The organism is Stenotrophomonas thermophila (assembly GCF_001499715.1).
In the GTDB taxonomy this organism is placed as follows: Bacteria; Pseudomonadota; Gammaproteobacteria; order Xanthomonadales; family Xanthomonadaceae; genus Stenotrophomonas; species Stenotrophomonas hibiscicola.
Genome location: NZ_CVIW01000005.1, coordinates 27000 through 41588 on the forward strand (window position 1 = coordinate 27000; position 14589 = coordinate 41588).

13 protein-coding genes are annotated in these 14589 nt (G+C 67.2%); 10 read left to right on the forward strand and 3 right to left on the reverse strand.

Features of this window, described 5'->3' with window-relative positions; translation table 11 throughout:
• The first annotated feature begins 78 nt into the window (after window positions 1-78).
• The 3 genes from BN1263_RS04100 to BN1263_RS04110 all read left to right on the forward strand — a co-directional run bounded on the left by BN1263_RS04100 (window position 79) and on the right by BN1263_RS04110 (window position 3091).
• On the forward strand, window positions 79-696 hold the full coding sequence (locus BN1263_RS04100; RefSeq protein ID WP_053442371.1) for a TetR/AcrR family transcriptional regulator: 618 nt from the start codon (window positions 79-81) through the stop codon (window positions 694-696).
• Window positions 697-914: 218 nt separating this feature from the next.
• Window positions 915-1433, forward strand: a complete 519-nt coding sequence (locus tag BN1263_RS04105; RefSeq protein ID WP_005407662.1) for a c-type cytochrome — start codon at window positions 915-917, stop codon at window positions 1431-1433.
• Between the two features lie 212 nt (window positions 1434-1645).
• A complete protein-coding gene (locus tag BN1263_RS04110) occupies window positions 1646-3091 on the forward strand; it encodes an ExeM/NucH family extracellular endonuclease (protein WP_058979745.1) in 1446 nt (481 codons plus the stop codon).
• Window positions 3092-3391: 300 nt separating this feature from the next.
• On the opposite strand, the gene BN1263_RS04115 is transcribed toward BN1263_RS04110, so the two are convergent.
• Window positions 3392-4249: an EamA family transporter gene (locus BN1263_RS04115; RefSeq protein ID WP_058979747.1), complete on the reverse strand. Its 858-nt coding sequence runs from the start codon at window positions 4247-4249 to the stop codon at window positions 3392-3394.
• Window positions 4250-4292: 43 nt separating this feature from the next.
• On the opposite strand from BN1263_RS04115, the gene BN1263_RS04120 reads away from it, so the two are divergent.
• From BN1263_RS04120 to BN1263_RS04135, 4 genes are all read left to right on the forward strand, one after another.
• Window positions 4293-4964, forward strand: a complete 672-nt coding sequence (locus BN1263_RS04120; protein ID WP_019661868.1) for an alpha/beta hydrolase — start codon at window positions 4293-4295, stop codon at window positions 4962-4964.
• Complete coding sequence (gene zapE / locus BN1263_RS04125; protein WP_019661867.1) at window positions 4961-6061, forward strand: cell division protein ZapE; 1101 nt, start codon at window positions 4961-4963, stop codon at window positions 6059-6061. The genes BN1263_RS04120 and zapE overlap by 4 nt, the downstream gene beginning before the upstream one ends.
• Window positions 6062-6699: 638 nt before the next feature.
• Window positions 6700-9102, forward strand: coding sequence for a ribonucleoside-diphosphate reductase subunit alpha (locus tag BN1263_RS04130; protein WP_019661866.1), 2403 nt, complete (start codon window positions 6700-6702; stop codon window positions 9100-9102).
• A gap of 147 nt (window positions 9103-9249) precedes the next feature.
• Complete coding sequence (locus BN1263_RS04135) at window positions 9250-10269, forward strand: ribonucleotide-diphosphate reductase subunit beta (protein ID WP_019661865.1); 1020 nt, start codon at window positions 9250-9252, stop codon at window positions 10267-10269.
• Between the two features lie 134 nt (window positions 10270-10403).
• Here the strand turns inward: BN1263_RS04135 and BN1263_RS04140 are convergent, their stop codons facing one another.
• Entirely contained in the window at window positions 10404-11039 is a 636-nt protein-coding gene (locus BN1263_RS04140; RefSeq protein WP_058979749.1) for a LysE family translocator, read from the reverse strand.
• A 152-nt stretch (window positions 11040-11191) separates the two neighbouring features.
• On the opposite strand from BN1263_RS04140, the gene BN1263_RS04145 reads away from it, so the two are divergent.
• The 3 genes from BN1263_RS04145 (at window position 11192) to BN1263_RS04155 (ending at window position 13673) form a co-directional block, all read left to right on the forward strand.
• Window positions 11192-11593 (forward strand): acyl-CoA thioesterase, encoded by a 402-nt coding sequence (locus BN1263_RS04145; RefSeq protein ID WP_005407672.1) that lies wholly within the window; start codon window positions 11192-11194, stop codon window positions 11591-11593.
• A 43-nt stretch (window positions 11594-11636) separates the two neighbouring features.
• Window positions 11637-12452, forward strand: coding sequence for an NAD-dependent protein deacetylase (locus BN1263_RS04150; protein ID WP_058979752.1), 816 nt, complete (start codon window positions 11637-11639; stop codon window positions 12450-12452).
• A gap of 120 nt (window positions 12453-12572) precedes the next feature.
• A complete protein-coding gene (locus BN1263_RS04155; protein ID WP_058979754.1) occupies window positions 12573-13673 on the forward strand; it encodes an NADH:flavin oxidoreductase/NADH oxidase in 1101 nt (366 codons plus the stop codon).
• 3 nt (window positions 13674-13676) lie between these two features.
• On the opposite strand, the gene BN1263_RS04160 is transcribed toward BN1263_RS04155, so the two are convergent.
• Window positions 13677-14588, reverse strand: a complete 912-nt coding sequence (locus BN1263_RS04160) for a LysR family transcriptional regulator (RefSeq protein WP_058979756.1) — start codon at window positions 14586-14588, stop codon at window positions 13677-13679.
• Window position 14589: the final 1 nt, after the last annotated feature.

Below are 14589 nucleotides of genomic sequence, written 5' to 3' on the forward strand. Positions count from 1 at the left end.
CGGGCGATTGGACCCCAGCGTAGCGGGGTTCGGATAAGAAGTGAATACAAATTCAAAAATTGAAACCAGAATCAAAACATGGCCTACAAACGCTCTGCACTGATGGAAGAACGCCTGGCCGGGGCCCGTGAACGGATCCTGCTGGCTACCCGCGAACTGGTCGCCACTGGCGGCTGGCGCAATGCCCCGGTGACCGCCGTGGCGACCCAGGCGGGGGTGTCCACCGGCCTGATCTACCGGCACTTCCCGTCCAAGGCCGAGTTGTTCGTGGAGGTGCTCAACGCCGCGGTGGCCCACGAGGTGGCGATCATGGAGCGCATCGCCAGTGGCCCGGAGGCGGCCAGCGAGCGCCTGCGGCTGGCGATCACCGCCTTCGTCCGCCGTGCCCTGGCTGGGCCGGGGCTGGCGCACGCCTTCATCGTCGAACCGGTCGACCCGGACGTGGAAGCCGAGCGCATGCGCGGTCGTCGCGCCTTCGGCGACGTGTTCCTGCGGCTGGTGGAGGAGGGCGTGGCGGCCGGTGAGCTGCCTGCGCAGGACGCGCATGTGGCCGCTGCGTGCCTGGTCGGCGCCTTCACCGAGGCGATGGTCGGCCCGACCGCGCCAAGCCGCGAAGCACATCGCGACGAAGATGCACTGGTGAACGCAATCTGCAGCTTCTGCCTGCGCGCGATCGGTGCCCCGGCAATTCGGTAGCGCCGGGCCATGCCCGGCGGCTGTTGCCATCCTCGACCGTTGTTGCCGCGCTTCGCGCTCGCCGGGCACGGCCCGGCGCTACCCGCATGCGGCCACGGCCGCATGCTGCGCCGCACCAGCATGACGCCTGTTGTCGCACGCATAGCGCGTTCTATACTCGGCCTATCACGCAGTCGCTCAGCCGTGGTCCAACGACTATCAGCCAGGGGTAACGAAGAGTGCGGAATTACGATCTGGAGTTCCTGAAACGCTTCTCCATGGTGATCGCGCTGCTGGCGACCATCACCCTCGGCCTCATCCTCCTTGCCGCCTACATCCACACCCGGATTCCACCCGAAGTATCGCCGACCGCGGCCAAGCGCACCGAACAGCGCATTTCGCCCACTGGCGCGGTCTATGCCGGCAGCACCGGCGCCGCCGCGCAGGCTGCGGCCAAGGCCGCCGCACTGGCCAAGGCTGCTTCGCAGGTGGCTTACGGCGGCACCAAGGATGGCAAGGTGATCTTCGACAACCTGTGCACCGCCTGCCATACCACCGGCGTGGGCATGGCACCGACGCTGGATCACTCGCATTGGGACAAGCGCATCGCGCAGGGCAAGGACACCCTCTACAAGCACGCCATCGAGGGCTATACCGGCCCGGATGGCGGCATCATGCCGCCCAAGGGTGGCAACCCGGCCCTGACGGAAGAACAGATCCACGCCACCGTGGACTGGATGCTGGGCAACCTGAAATAGGCGGGCGCAACGCGCGGCCTGCTGTAGAGCCGAGCCCACGCTCGGCTGCGGTTCCGGGCGAACGGAGAAGACGCAGCCGAGCATCGGCTCGGCTCTGCAATCCCACATGGCTTTGCCCACCGAGGCCTGATTGCCCCTGTGCCCCGCCGCGCAGGCGGATCTCCGCATTTCAGGGTTAGTCTGTGCGCCCTCTTCCCTGGAATCGCCCGTCGATGCGCCGCCGTTCCCTTGCTCTTGCCCTGTCCCTGCTGCTGCCGGCCAGCGCCTTTGCCCAGGCCCAGCCGCAGGCCGCACCAGCTACGACGCCCGCTGTCGCGCGCAGCAGCGCCACCGTGGTGCTGACCGCCGCACCGGCCGACTGGCGCGCGCTGGATGGCCAGCGCGTGCGCATCGCCGCGCCGCTCACCCTGGCCGGTACCGATGGCCTGCAGCACTTCGGCCAGCTCACCGTGGCCTTCGACGGCCGCCTCTGGCAGCCGACCGAAGTGGCTGCGCCGGGCACCGCCGGCTACGAGCAGGTGATGGCCGACAACCAGCGTCGCCGGCTGGTACTGGAAGATGGCAGTGACGCCCGCGACCCCGCCAGCGTGCCCTACCTGCCGGGCAACCCGGTGCTGCGCACCGGCATGCAGCTGCGCAACGTGGAGGGCATCGTGCGCGTGGATGCGCAGGGCCATCCGCGCCTGCAGGTCGAAGGCGCGCTCAAGCTGCCGGAACTGAAGCGCCCGGCAGTGCCCACGGTGCCGGGCAGTCTGCACGTGGCCGCCTTCAACCTGGAGAACTTCTTTAATGGTGACGGCCAGGGCGGTGGCTTCCCGACCCTGCGCGGCGCGCGCACGCTGGACGAGCACAAGGCGCAGCTCGCCAAGCTGGTCACCACGGTCAACGCCTTGGGCGCCGATGTCGCTGCGCTGATGGAACTGGAGAACGACGGCTACGGCCCGCAGTCGGCCATCGCCGAACTGGTCGATGCGCTCAACCGCGACCGTGGCGCGCAGGGCGACTGGCGCTTCGTCGATGCCGGCAAGGGCCCCGGCGACAATCCGATCCGGGTTGGCATCATCTACCGCAGCAGCCGCCTGCAGCCGCTGGGCAAGCCGGCCACGCTGACCGGTGGTCCGTTCGTCGAACACAGCCGCGTGCCGCTGGCGCAGGCCTTCCAGGGCAAGCAGGGCGCGCCGTTCGTGGTGGTGGCCAACCACTTCAAGTCAAAGGGCTGCCGCGACGCCGCCGGTGCCGACGCCGACCAAAACGACAACCAGGGCTGCTGGAACGCCACCCGCGTGACCTCGGCGCAGCAGCTGCACGCCTGGCTGCAGACCGACCCGACCGGTACCGGTGCAAAGGACGCGGTGCTGCTGGGCGATTTCAATGCCTACGCGATGGAAGACCCGATCCGCACCCTGCGTGACCTGGGCTGGCAGGACGCATTCAAGGTCGCCAAGGTCGAGCATCCCTACAGCTACGTCTACAACGGCTATACCGGCCGCCTCGACCATGCACTGCTGAACCCGGGCATGGCCAAGCGCCTGCGCGGTGCCGCCGAATGGCACAGCAATGCCGACGAGCAGGACGCCAGCGGCTACCAGGGCCGCAACGTGCAGGGCCCGTGGCGCAGCTCCGACCACGACCCGCTGCTGCTGGGTTTCGACAGATAGGGTTCGCCGGAGATCTGTCTGGTAGGGACCTTGATCGGCACGGATGCCGCCTTTGCTTTTGATCTACCAGTCCGCCTTCAAGCGAGCCGAGCATCGCAAGTGGATCAGGGGCGAAGAGGCGCCGATGTCTGAGCGCAGCGAGTTCGGCGCCGTCCCCTGGTTCACCGAGAAGCGCAGGGAACCGGTGCACAGCACCGGCTCGCGGCTGGCGGCGCGTTTCTTTTGGTTACTTTTCTTTTCGCGCGAAAAGAAAAGCGACATCCCACCGCGGGCGCGGAAATGGCCCGCCGCAACCAACGCTCACCCCCAGGCGATCAGTCCGATCGCCAGCACCGCCAGTGCCAGGCCGGCGCGGTTCCACTTCGTGGTGGCCTCGCCGAAGGCGAACACACCCACCAGCGCGCCCAAGACCACCACGCCGATGTTCATGCCGGCGAACACGGTGGCCGGACTCTCTGGCATCGCCTGGTGCGCATGCACATAGAACAGGATGTTGCCGCCATTGAGCAGGCCCAGCAGTGCACCAGCGCCGAGGTTGCACCAGCCCAGCCGGCTGCGAGCGCTGAAGTGCCGCCACAGCTGCAATGCCAGCATCAGCACGAAGGCCACGCTGAAGCTGGCCAGCACCGCCGCCATCGACGGCGTGCCGGACAGCGCCACCTGCTTGAGCAGCACGTCCACCACCGCGAAGCCGCCCCATACGCCCAGCAGCCAGCCCCAGCCACCGGGCGAGGACGCTACGGTCGGGCCGCGCGGGCGCAGGCTGATGGCCACCATCGCCAGCAGGCCCAGGCCGAGCCCGGCCAGCTTCCACGGCGTCGCGGTCTGACCGAAGAACAGGAAGGCGGCGGCCAGCGACAGCAGCAGTGAAAGCCGCTGCGCGACATCGCTGCGGACGATGCCGGCCACCGCCACGGCGCGGCCCAGCACCAGGAAGATCGACGGCAGCACCACCGCCAGCGCCAGCAGCGACAGCCACGGCGCATGCGGTTCGCGCAGCGCATCCAGCGGCGGCTGCAGCACCACGGCCGTCAGGGTCGCAGCCACCAGATAGTTCCAGGTGACCATCTGCGCAACATCCAGTTGGCGGCGTCCGGCCACCTTCAACAGCACCGAAACCAGCACGCTGCAGATCACGGCCAAGGACAGGTAGAGCATGGGGCGGGCACAGGTCAGGGGCGGGGGACGGTATCATGGTGCCATGCACAAGCCTTCGTTCCCCGTCGCCCCCGGCGAAACCGCCTGCCTCGAACTGGACGGCCCGGCCGGCCCGCTGGAAGTGGTCGTCGACCTGCCCAAGGCCGATGTACCGGTGCAGCCGATCGTGGCCATCGTCTGCCATCCGCTGTCCACCGAGGGTGGCACCCTGCACAACAAGGTGGTCACCATGACCGCCACCACCCTGCGCGAGCTGGGCATCGCCACGGTGCGCTTCAATTTCCGCAGCGTCGGCGCTTCGGCTGGTACCTTCGACGGCGGCGTGGGCGAGCAGGATGACCTGAAGGCGGTCGCCGCCTGGGTGCGCAGCCAGCGCCCGCACGACCGGCTGTGGCTGGCCGGTTTCAGCTTCGGTTCGTTCGTGTCGCTGAAGGCGGCTGCCGCGCTGCAGCCGGAGGCGCTGATCTCGATCGCGCCACCGGCCGGTCGCTGGGATTTCGACGGTATCGCACCGCCGGCCCGCTGGCTGGTGATCCAGGGCGAGCAGGACGAGATCGTCGACCCGCAGGCCGTCTACCAGTGGCTGGACACGCTGGACTTCCCGCATGAGCTGGTGCGCATGCCCGAGACCAGCCACTTCTTCCACCGCAAGCTGATCGACCTGCGTGGCGCGCTGACCCACGGCGTGAAGCATTGGTTGGGCGCGGCGGCATGAGTGCAACCGAGCTGACCCCGTCGCAGCGGTATGCGGAAGGGGTTGCCCGTGGCGACTGGCAGAACGACCCGGCCCAGCATGCGGCGCTGGCCGAGCTGGACCGCATCCACCTGGGCCTGCTGGACAGTGCCGAGGATGGCTGGCTGGACCGCCTGTCCTCGTTCTGGAAGAAGCCCGAGCCGGTCAAGGGCCTGTACTTCTGGGGCGGTGTCGGCCGCGGCAAGACCTTCCTGGTCGACCTGTTCTACGACGGGCTGCCGATCAAGCAGAAGTACCGCACCCACTTCCACCGCTTCATGCGCAGCGTCCACGAGCGCCTGCGCGAGCACCAGGGCCAGAGCGACCCGCTGGCGAAGATCGCCCAGGAATGGCGCAGCAACCTGCGCGTGCTGGTGCTGGACGAGTTCTTCGTCACCGACATCGGCGATGCGATGCTGCTGGCGCGGCTGCTGGAGCGCCTGTTCGCCGAGGGCGTGACCCTGGTCACCACCTCCAACACCGCAGTGGAGAACCTGTACCTCAACGGCCTGCAGCGCGAGAGCTTCCTGCCGGCCATTGCCCTGCTGCAGCGCTTCTGCGTCGAGCTGTACGCCGAAGGTACCGAGGATTACCGCATGCGCGCGCTGACCCGCTCGCCGGTATACCGCGCACCGCTGGCGGCCGACAGCGATCAATGGTTGGCCACGCGCTGGAACGAGCTGAGCGGCGGCCAGCCGGCCAAGCCCGGCAACATCGAGATCGAGGGCCGCAAGATTCCGGTGCGCGGCCGTGGCAAGAGCATCGCCTGGTTCGATTTCGCCGCGCTGTGCGAAGGCCCGCGCGGGCCCTCGGACTACATCGAGATCGCGCACGAGTTCAACACGGTGCTGCTGGGCGGCATTCCCGCCTTCGACCGCCTGAACGAAGATGCCGCGCGCCGCTTCGTCAACCTGATCGACGAGCTGTACGACCGCCACGTCAACCTGGTCTGCACCGCCAGCACCTCGCCGATCGAGCTGTACACCGGCCAGCGCCTGCAGGGCGCCTTCGAGCGTACCGCCTCGCGCCTGATCGAAATGCAGAGCGCCGAGTACCTGGGTACCCCGCACCGGGCGTGAGCGACGCTGCGGGCGTGCATTGCCGGCCGGCGGCCGGCACGACCACCCCGGAATTCCGGTAGTGCCGGCCGCTGGCCGGCAATGATTCGGGGGGGGAGGGCGAAACGGCGTTACCTGCGGCCGCTCCTCCGGCCCGGCCGACACATGCGGCCTCGAGTCGCTGCCCGGCGGGTGATCCCCGACGTCCACCGCATTCCCACCGGCTGCCCACCACCTATCCACAGGGTTGTCCCTAGCCAGCTTCATCACTGTCATGTGAAGCTGTCATTGTTCCGTTTCTGCGGTGCGTTGTGCCACCGCAGTGACGCCTTTCGGGCTTGACTGCGCAGCCCGTTCCGGCGGGTCTGAAGCGTCTGATCAGGGCGCCGATGGCACGATCCTTGCGGCGCAAGGGATTGCCGAATTTCACTACATTTGGCGTTGACGGACCCCATTACCCCCACTATCTTGTGGCCGTCGGTCGCAGCAACCCCAGGTCTGGGGGTGGCAGCAGCACCCATCCGCGATCGTCAACGGCAGTGGCAGGCGCAGGGTCTCATCCTCTGCGACGCCGTCCTGCCATCCTGGGCCGTCATGTCCCGGGCTGCGTCACCCCGATGCATCGAGCACCCCCAAATCACGCCAAGAGGACATACGCCGTGAGCACCGAATCCAGCGCCACCATCGAGAAGGAAAGCGAATTCCTGTTGACGTCGCCGCCGACGGCCAACGCGATGAGTGTGACCAAGCGCAACGGGACCACCGAGCTGGTGGACCTGAACAAGATCGTGCGCGCGGTGCAGCGTTCCTCCGAAGGCCTGCACGCCGTCGATCCGATGCGCGTGGCCACCCGCACCATTTCCGGCCTGTACAACGGCGCCACCACCCGCGAGCTGGACGAGCTGTCCATCCGCACCGCCGCCCTGCTGATCGGTGAAGAGCCCGAGTACGGCCGCCTCGCTGCGCGCCTGCTGGCCAACTACATCGCCAAGGAAGTCTCGGGCCAGGAAATCTACGCCTTCTCGCAGTCGGTCAGCCGTGGCCATGAAGTCGGCCTGATCAACGACCGCCTGCTGAACTTCGTGCAGACCAATGCACGCAAGCTCAACGACGCCATCGACATCTCGCTGGACCTGAACTTCGATTACTTCGGCCTGCGTACCCTGTATGACCGTTACCTGCTGCGCCACCCGCACACCCGCAAGGTGATCGAGACCCCGCAGCAGTTCTTCCTGCGCATCGCCAGTGCGCTGAGCGAGGACGTGTCCGAGACCCTGGCGCTGTACAAGCGCATGGGCAACCTGGACTACCTGCCGTCCAGCCCGACCCTGTTCAATTCCGGCACCACCCACGAACAGCTGTCCTCGTGCTTCCTGCTGGATTCGCCGCAGGACTCGCTGGAGTCGATCTACGCCAAGTACGGCGACATCGCCCAGCTGTCGAAGTTCTCCGGCGGCATCGGCGTCAGCTACACCCGCGTGCGTTCGCGTGGTTCGCTCATCAAGTCGACCAACGGCCACTCCAACGGCATCGTGCCGTGGCTGAAGACCATGGACTCGTCCGTGGCCGCGGTGAACCAGGGCGGCAAGCGCAAGGGCGCAGCCTGCGTGTACCTGGAAACCTGGCACGCCGATATCGAGGACTTCCTCGAACTGCGTGACAACACCGGTGACGAAGCCCGCCGTGCGCACAACCTGAACCTGGCCAACTGGGTACCGGACCTGTTCATGAAGCGCGTCGAGGCCGACCAGGAATGGTCGCTGTTCGATCCGCGCGTGGTGCCGGAGTTCACCGACCTGTTCGGCGAAGCCTTCGAGGCCGCCTACCTGCAGGCCGAAGCCCAGGGCAAGGCCAACCGCACCATCCCGGCGCGCAAGCTGTACGCCCGCATGATGCGTACGCTGGCCGAGACCGGCAACGGCTGGATGACCTTCAAGGACAAGTGCAACCGCGCAAGCAACCAGACCCTGCGTCCGGGCAACGTGATCCACCTGTCCAACCTGTGCACGGAAATCCTGGAAGTCACCTCCAACGATGAAACCGCAGTGTGCAACCTTGGTTCGATCAACCTGGGCAACCACTTCGACGAGCACAACGAGTTCGACTTCGAGAAGCTGGCCGAGACCGTGCGCCTGGCCGTGCGCCAGCTCGACCGCGTCATCGACCTGAACTTCTACCCGATCGAAACCGCCCGCCGCGCCAACCTGCGCTGGCGTCCGGTCGGCCTGGGCTGCATGGGCCTGCAGGATGTGTTCTTCCGCAAGCGCCTGCCGTTCGACAGCGCCGAGGCCCGCGCCCTGTCGAAGAAGATTGCCGAAGCGATCTACTTCCACGCGCTGGAAACCTCCTGCGAGCTGGCCCAGGAACGCGGCAAGCACCCGTCGTTCAACGACACCCGTGCCGCCAGTGGCGAACTGCAGTTCGATGCCTGGAACGTGGTGCCGGAAGACACTGCGCGCTGGGATGCCCTGCGTGAGCGCATCAAGGAACACGGCCTGCGCAATTCGCTGATGATCGCGATCGCGCCGACCGCGACCATCGCCTCGATCGCCGGCTGCTACGAGTGCGTCGAGCCGCAGGTGTCCAACCTGTTCAAGCGCGAGACCCTGTCCGGTGACTTCCTGCAGGTCAACCGCTACCTGGTCAACGAGCTGAAGAAGCTGGGCCTGTGGACGCCGGAAATGCGCGATGCCATCAAGCTGGCCGAAGGCTCCATCGCGGGTCTGCCACAGATCCCGGAAACGCTGCGCGAGGTCTATCGCACCGCGTGGGAACTGCCGATGCGTTCGCTGATCGACATGGCCGCCGAACGTGGCGCCTTCATCGACCAGTCGGCCTCGCTCAACCTGTTCATGGAAAGCCCGAACATCGGCGCGATGTCCTCCATGTACATGTACGCCTGGAAGCAGGGCATCAAGACCACCTACTACCTGCGTTCGCGCCCGGCCACCAAGATCGCCAAGACCACGGTGAGCAGCGCGGCCCCGGCCAAGGTGTTCAGCCCGGACGAAGCCATCGCCTGCTCGCTGGAAAACCCGGAAGCCTGCGAGGCCTGCCAGTAACACACCGCGCGGTGGGTGCCGACCGTTGGTCGGCACTCGAGCACCTCGCACCTGTAGAGCCGAGCCACGCTCGGCCACAGCAGGGAAACACCCAGGTAGCGCCGGGCCACGCCCGGCGTTTTGACCCGAGAAGACAAGGAAACACCCATGGCCGACAAGCCCAAGCAGATGCTGCTCGATCCCGGTTTTGAACTGACCCTGCGCCCGATGCGCTACCCGCAGTTCTATGACATGTACCGGAACGCGATCAAGAACACCTGGACGGTGGAAGAGATCAACTTCCAGATCGACATCACCGACCTGCACAGCAAGATGTCGCCGGGTGAGCGCCACCTGATCCACCGCCTGGTCGCGTTCTTCGCCACCGGCGACTCGATCGTGTCCAACAACCTGGTGCTGAACCTGTACCAGCACCTCAATGCGCCGGAAGCGCGCATGTACCTGTCGCGCCAGTTGTATGAAGAAGCGCTGCACGTGCAGTTCTACCTGACCCTGCTGGACAACTACCTGCCGGACCCGGAAGAGCGCGCCAAGGCGTTCTCGGCGGTGGAGAACATCGACTCGATCAAGAAGAAAGCCGATTTCTGCTTCAAGTGGATCGACTCGATCCAGGACCTGACCCGCATCGAGACCCGCGAGCAGCGCCGCCAGTTCCTGCTCAACCAGATCTGCTTTGCCGCCTGCATCGAAGGCCTGTTCTTCTTCGCCGCGTTCGCCTACGTGTACTACTTCCGGTCGCGCGGCCTGCTGCCGGGTCTGGCCTCGGGCACCAACTGGGTGTTCCGCGACGAAAGCGCGCACATGGAGTTCGCGTTCGAGTCGGTGCGCGTGGTGCGCGAGGAAGAGCCGGACCTGTTCGACGAAGAGATGAAGCAGCAGGTCTACGACATGCTGGCCGAAGCCATTGAATGCGAAGTGCAGTTCGCCGAGGACGTGCTGTCCGGCGGCGTGGCCGGCATCTCCACCCGTGACATGCGCCAGTACCTGCAGCACTGTGCCGATCAGCACTTCGCCAAACTGGGCATGGAAAAGAAGTACAACGTGCGCAACCCGCTGCCGTTCATGGAACTGCAGGACGTGCAGGAACTGACCAACTTCTTCGAACGCCGCGTCTCGGCCTACCAGGTCGGCGTGCAGGGCGAAGTCGCCTTCGACATGAACTTCTGATCGAACCGGCCCGGCCTGTCGCAACGAAAAACCCCGGCCAATGCCGGGGTTTTTTGTTGCGCGCCTGCTTTTGTAGAGTCGAGCCATGCTCGACTGCTGTTCGCAAGAAAGTCGAGCATGGCTCGACTCTACAATCAGCGCCGCCCTTCCATCGCCATGCGCACCGCCAACCCGGCCAGCACCGTGCCCATCAGCCAGCGCTGCACCCTCTGCCAGGTGGGGCGCGCGGCCAGGAAGCCGGCGATGCTGCCGGCGGTCAGCGCGATCAGGCCGTTCACGCTGACGCTGACCAGGATCTGGGTCGAGCCCAGCACGATCGACTGCATCAGCACGCTGCCTTCGCTGTCCGGATGCAGGAACTGCGGCAGAAGCGACAGGTACATCACCGCGATTTTCGGGTTCAGCAGGTTGGTCAGGAAGCCCATCGTGAACAGCTTGCGCGGGCTGTCCTGCGGCAGGTCGCGCGCCGCGAACGGCGAACGGCCACCCGGCTTGAGCGCCTGCCAGGCCAGGTACAGCAGGTACAGCGCGCCGCCGATGCGCAGCGCGTCATAGGCGAACGGCACGGTCATCAGCAGGGCGGTGATGCCCAATGCCGCGCACAGCATGTAGAACACGAAGCCCAGCGCCACCCCGCCCAGCGAGATCAGGCCCGCCATCGGCCCTTGGCAGATCGAGCGCGAGATGACGTAGATCATGTTCGGCCCGGGCGTGAGCACCATGGCCAGCGAAACCAGCGCAAAGGCCAGCAGGTCGGAAGTGGCGGGCATGGGCAGTCCTGGCAGCGGGCGTGGCGCAGTGTAACGCCTGCTGCAGGCGCGGCCTGCGCAGGCACCGCTGCCGGGTGACCGTTGCACGCGCATTCCGATGGCCATCACGCCGGTCGCTTAGAATCCGCAGCACCCCACACCGAAGCACCCCCATGACCCCGATCCCCGAGACCGTGCCGCCCATCGAAGTGCGCATGGCCGAAATCGTCTTTCCCAACCACACCAACCACCTTGGCACCCTGTTCGGCGGCCAGGCATTGGCGTGGATGGACAAGGCCGCCTTCCTGGCTGCTGCCCGCTACTCGCGCCGCACCGTGGTGACCGCGCGCAGCGACCAGGTCGACTTCAAACTGCCGATCCGCATCGGCCAGATGGTGGAAACCATCGGCCGCATTGTCGAAGTCGGCCGCAGCTCGATGAAGGTGGAGGTGGAACTGGTCGCCGAGGACCTGCACAGCGGCGAGCGCAAGCTGTGTACCCGCGGCCACTTCGTGATGATCGCGCTGGACGAGGAAGGCCACCCGATCGCGGTGCCGCCGCTGCCGGCCGCCTGAGCCGGCGCTTGCACGGGCGCTGCGGCGCCCCCATCTGGCAGCCATGACCTCGCCGCTGACCGACTTCATCGACCGCGCCCAGCGCCTGTTCGTGCTGACCGGCGCCGGTTGCAGCACCGCATCGGGCATCCCCGATTACCGGGATACCGACGGCCAGTGGAAGCGCACCCCGCCGGTGACCTACCAGGCGTTCATGGGCGAGGCGGCCACCCGCCAGCGCTACTGGGCGCGCAGCCTGCTGGGCTGGCCGCGCTTCGGCCTGGCCCGGCCCAACGGCACCCACCAGGCCCTGGCCGCCCTGGAAAGCCGCGGCAAGCTGCAGGTGCTGCTGACCCAGAATGTGGACGGCCTGCACCAGCGCGCCGGCAGCCACAACGTGATCGACCTGCATGGCCGCCTGGACCTGGTGCGCTGCATGGGCTGCGAGCGCCGCAGTGGCCGCGAGGACGTCCAGCAGCGCCTGCTGGACGCCAACCCCGGCTGGGGTGCGCTGGAAGCCGGCATCGCCCCGGATGGTGATGCCGATCTGGAGACCGATTTCTCCAGCTTCGTGGTACCCGAGTGCCCGCACTGCGGCGGCGTGTTGAAGCCGGACGTGGTGTTCTTCGGCGAGAACGTGCCGCGCGAGCGGGTGGAGGCGGTGCACGAGCACCTGCAGCAGGCCGACGCTGTGCTGGTGGTGGGCTCGTCGCTGATGGTCTATTCCGGCTTTCGTTTCGTGCAGGCCGCGGCCAGGGCAGGACTGCCGGTGGCGGCGCTGAACCGTGGCCGCACCCGTGCCGACGACCTGCTGCAGTTCAAGGATGAGCGGGACTGCGCCGAGGCGCTGGCGTCGGCTATCGAATCACCGGCTGGGTAGAGTCGACTGTCAGTCGACTCTACCGACAACCGTCCCCGCGAAACAGCGATCCATCCAGATGGTTGATCCGGGAGCCGCGCAGCGGTGCAATATGCCCCCCTACGTCGTCCCATCACTGTCTTGAGCCAGCTGTTTTCGCCGATCTCGTTCGGCCCCCTGACCCTGTCCAACCGCATCGTCATCGCGCCGATGTGCCAGTACTCCGCCGAAGATGGCCGCGCCAGCGACTGGCACGCCATGCACCTGGGCAACCTGGCGCAGTCCGGCGCCGGCCTGCTGATCCTGGAAGCCACGGCGGTCGAGCCGCGTGGCCGCATCAGCTGGGCCGACCTGGGCCTGTGGGATGACGGCACCGAGGCAGCCCTGGCGCAGGTGCTGGCCAGCGTCCGCCGCTGGTCGCCGATGCCGCTGGGCATCCAGCTCGGCCATGCCGGTCGCAAGGCGTCGGTGAACCGCCCTTGGGACGGCGGTGGTCAACTGCCAGCCGACGACACGCGTGGCTGGATCACCGTGGCGCCGTCGCCGCTGCCGTTCCATGCTGCCGATCCGACGCCGCAGGAACTGGACGAGGCCGGCATCGCCGAGCTCGTTGCTGCCTTCGCCGCCAGTGCGGTGCGCGCCGAGCGCCTGGGCTTCGAGCTGATCGAGCTGCATGCCGCGCACGGCTACCTGCTGCACCAGTTCCTGTCGCCGCTGAGCAACCGCCGCACCGATGGCTACGGTGGCTCATTGCCGAACCGCCTGCGCCTGCTCGTGGAAGTGTTCGACGCCGTGCGTGCGGCGGTATCGGACAAGGTCGCCGTGGGCGTGCGCATCTCCGCCAGCGACTGGGTCGATGGCGGCTGGGATCTGGTGCAGAGCGAAGCGCTGGCCCAGGTGCTGGACGCGCGCGGCTGCAATTTCCTGCATGTCTCCAGCGGTGGCCTGGACGAACGCCAGAAGATCACCGTCGGTGCGGGCTACCAGGTGCCGTTCGCGGCAGCGATCAAGGCCAAGGTGCGCATGCCGGTCATCGCCGTGGGCATGATCACCGAGCCCGAGCAGGCCGAATCGATCCTGCGCCATCGCCACGCCGATGCCGTGGCCCTGGCGCGCGGCATCCTCTACGACCCGCGCTGGCCGTGGCATGCCGCTGCCGCATTGCGCGACAGCGTGGAACCGGCGCCACAGTACCTGCGCTGCGAGCCGCGCGATGCGCGCGGCGTGTTCAAGACGCGCTGAGGCTCACACCCGCCAGGCCGGCGCGATGCCGGCCTGAAGGTGTTCGAACAGCGCGCGGATCTTGGCGGTGAAATCGCGGCGGTCGCTGACGCAGAAGTAGACCTCCATCGGTTCCGGGCGCCACGCGGTGTCGGCGCCGAACACCGCCTGCAGGCGGCCATCGCGCAGGTACGGCTCGGCCAGGAATGCGGCCAGCCGGGTGATGCCGGCACCGGCCGCCGCCAGCGTCGCCAGCGCATCGATGTCATCGCAGACCATGCTCGGTGGCAGCGCGGCGTCCACGCGCTGGCCGTCCTTCAGCAGGCCCCAGCGCAATGGCCGGCCATCGGTGGGGAAGCGGTGCAGCAACCCGCGATGACCGCCCAGATCGGAAGGCTGTTGCGGGGTGCCGTGCGCCTTCAGGTAGGCCGGCGAGGCACAGAACACGAACGGAACACGCGCCAGCTGCCGCGCCACCACCCCGTCCTCCAGCTGGGCCCCGATGCGGATGCTGGCATCCACCGCTTCCGGGCCATGCTGCACGGCGCGGTCGGTCAGGCGCAGCTCCAGCTGCAGTTGCGGGTAGCGCTGCTGCAGCGAAGGCAGCAACGGCGCCAGCACATGGCGGCCGAACGCACTGCTGCTGGCGATGCGCAGCGGCCCGGCCGGTTCGATGTCACCGGCGGTGACCATCGCCTGCGCGCGCGCCAGGTCGGCTTCGATGTGGCGCACCTGCGCCAGGTACAGCGCGCCGGCCTCGCTGAGGGCCAGCTGCCGCGTACTCCGGTTCAGCAACCGTACGCCCAGATGGGCCTCCAGCCGGTTGATGTTCTGGCCGACCGCGGTGGCGCTGATGCCAAGGATGCGGGCCGCGGCGGCAATGCTGCCGGTCTCTGCGGTGCGGGTGAAGCTGCGGATCAGTTGCAACAGGTTCATG

Bases quoted from the DNA above. Each gene is read 5' to 3' on its own strand.
- BN1263_RS04100 (WP_053442371.1), top strand. From the start codon at position 79: ATGGCCTACAAACGCTCTGCACTGATGGAAGAACGCCTGGCCGGGGCC.
- BN1263_RS04110 (WP_058979745.1), top strand. From the start codon at position 1,646: ATGCGCCGCCGTTCCCTTGCTCTTGCCCTGTCCCTGCTGCTGCCGGCC.
- BN1263_RS04115 (WP_058979747.1), bottom strand. From the start codon at position 4,249: ATGCTCTACCTGTCCTTGGCCGTGATCTGCAGCGTGCTGGTTTCGGTG.
- BN1263_RS04120 (WP_019661868.1), top strand. From the start codon at position 4,293: ATGCACAAGCCTTCGTTCCCCGTCGCCCCCGGCGAAACCGCCTGCCTC.
- zapE (WP_019661867.1), top strand. From the start codon at position 4,961: ATGAGTGCAACCGAGCTGACCCCGTCGCAGCGGTATGCGGAAGGGGTT.
- BN1263_RS04135 (WP_019661865.1), top strand. From the start codon at position 9,250: ATGGCCGACAAGCCCAAGCAGATGCTGCTCGATCCCGGTTTTGAACTG.
- BN1263_RS04140 (WP_058979749.1), bottom strand. From the start codon at position 11,039: ATGCCCGCCACTTCCGACCTGCTGGCCTTTGCGCTGGTTTCGCTGGCC.
- BN1263_RS04145 (WP_005407672.1), top strand. From the start codon at position 11,192: ATGACCCCGATCCCCGAGACCGTGCCGCCCATCGAAGTGCGCATGGCC.
- BN1263_RS04150 (WP_058979752.1), top strand. From the start codon at position 11,637: ATGACCTCGCCGCTGACCGACTTCATCGACCGCGCCCAGCGCCTGTTC.
- BN1263_RS04160 (WP_058979756.1), bottom strand. From the start codon at position 14,588: ATGAACCTGTTGCAACTGATCCGCAGCTTCACCCGCACCGCAGAGACC.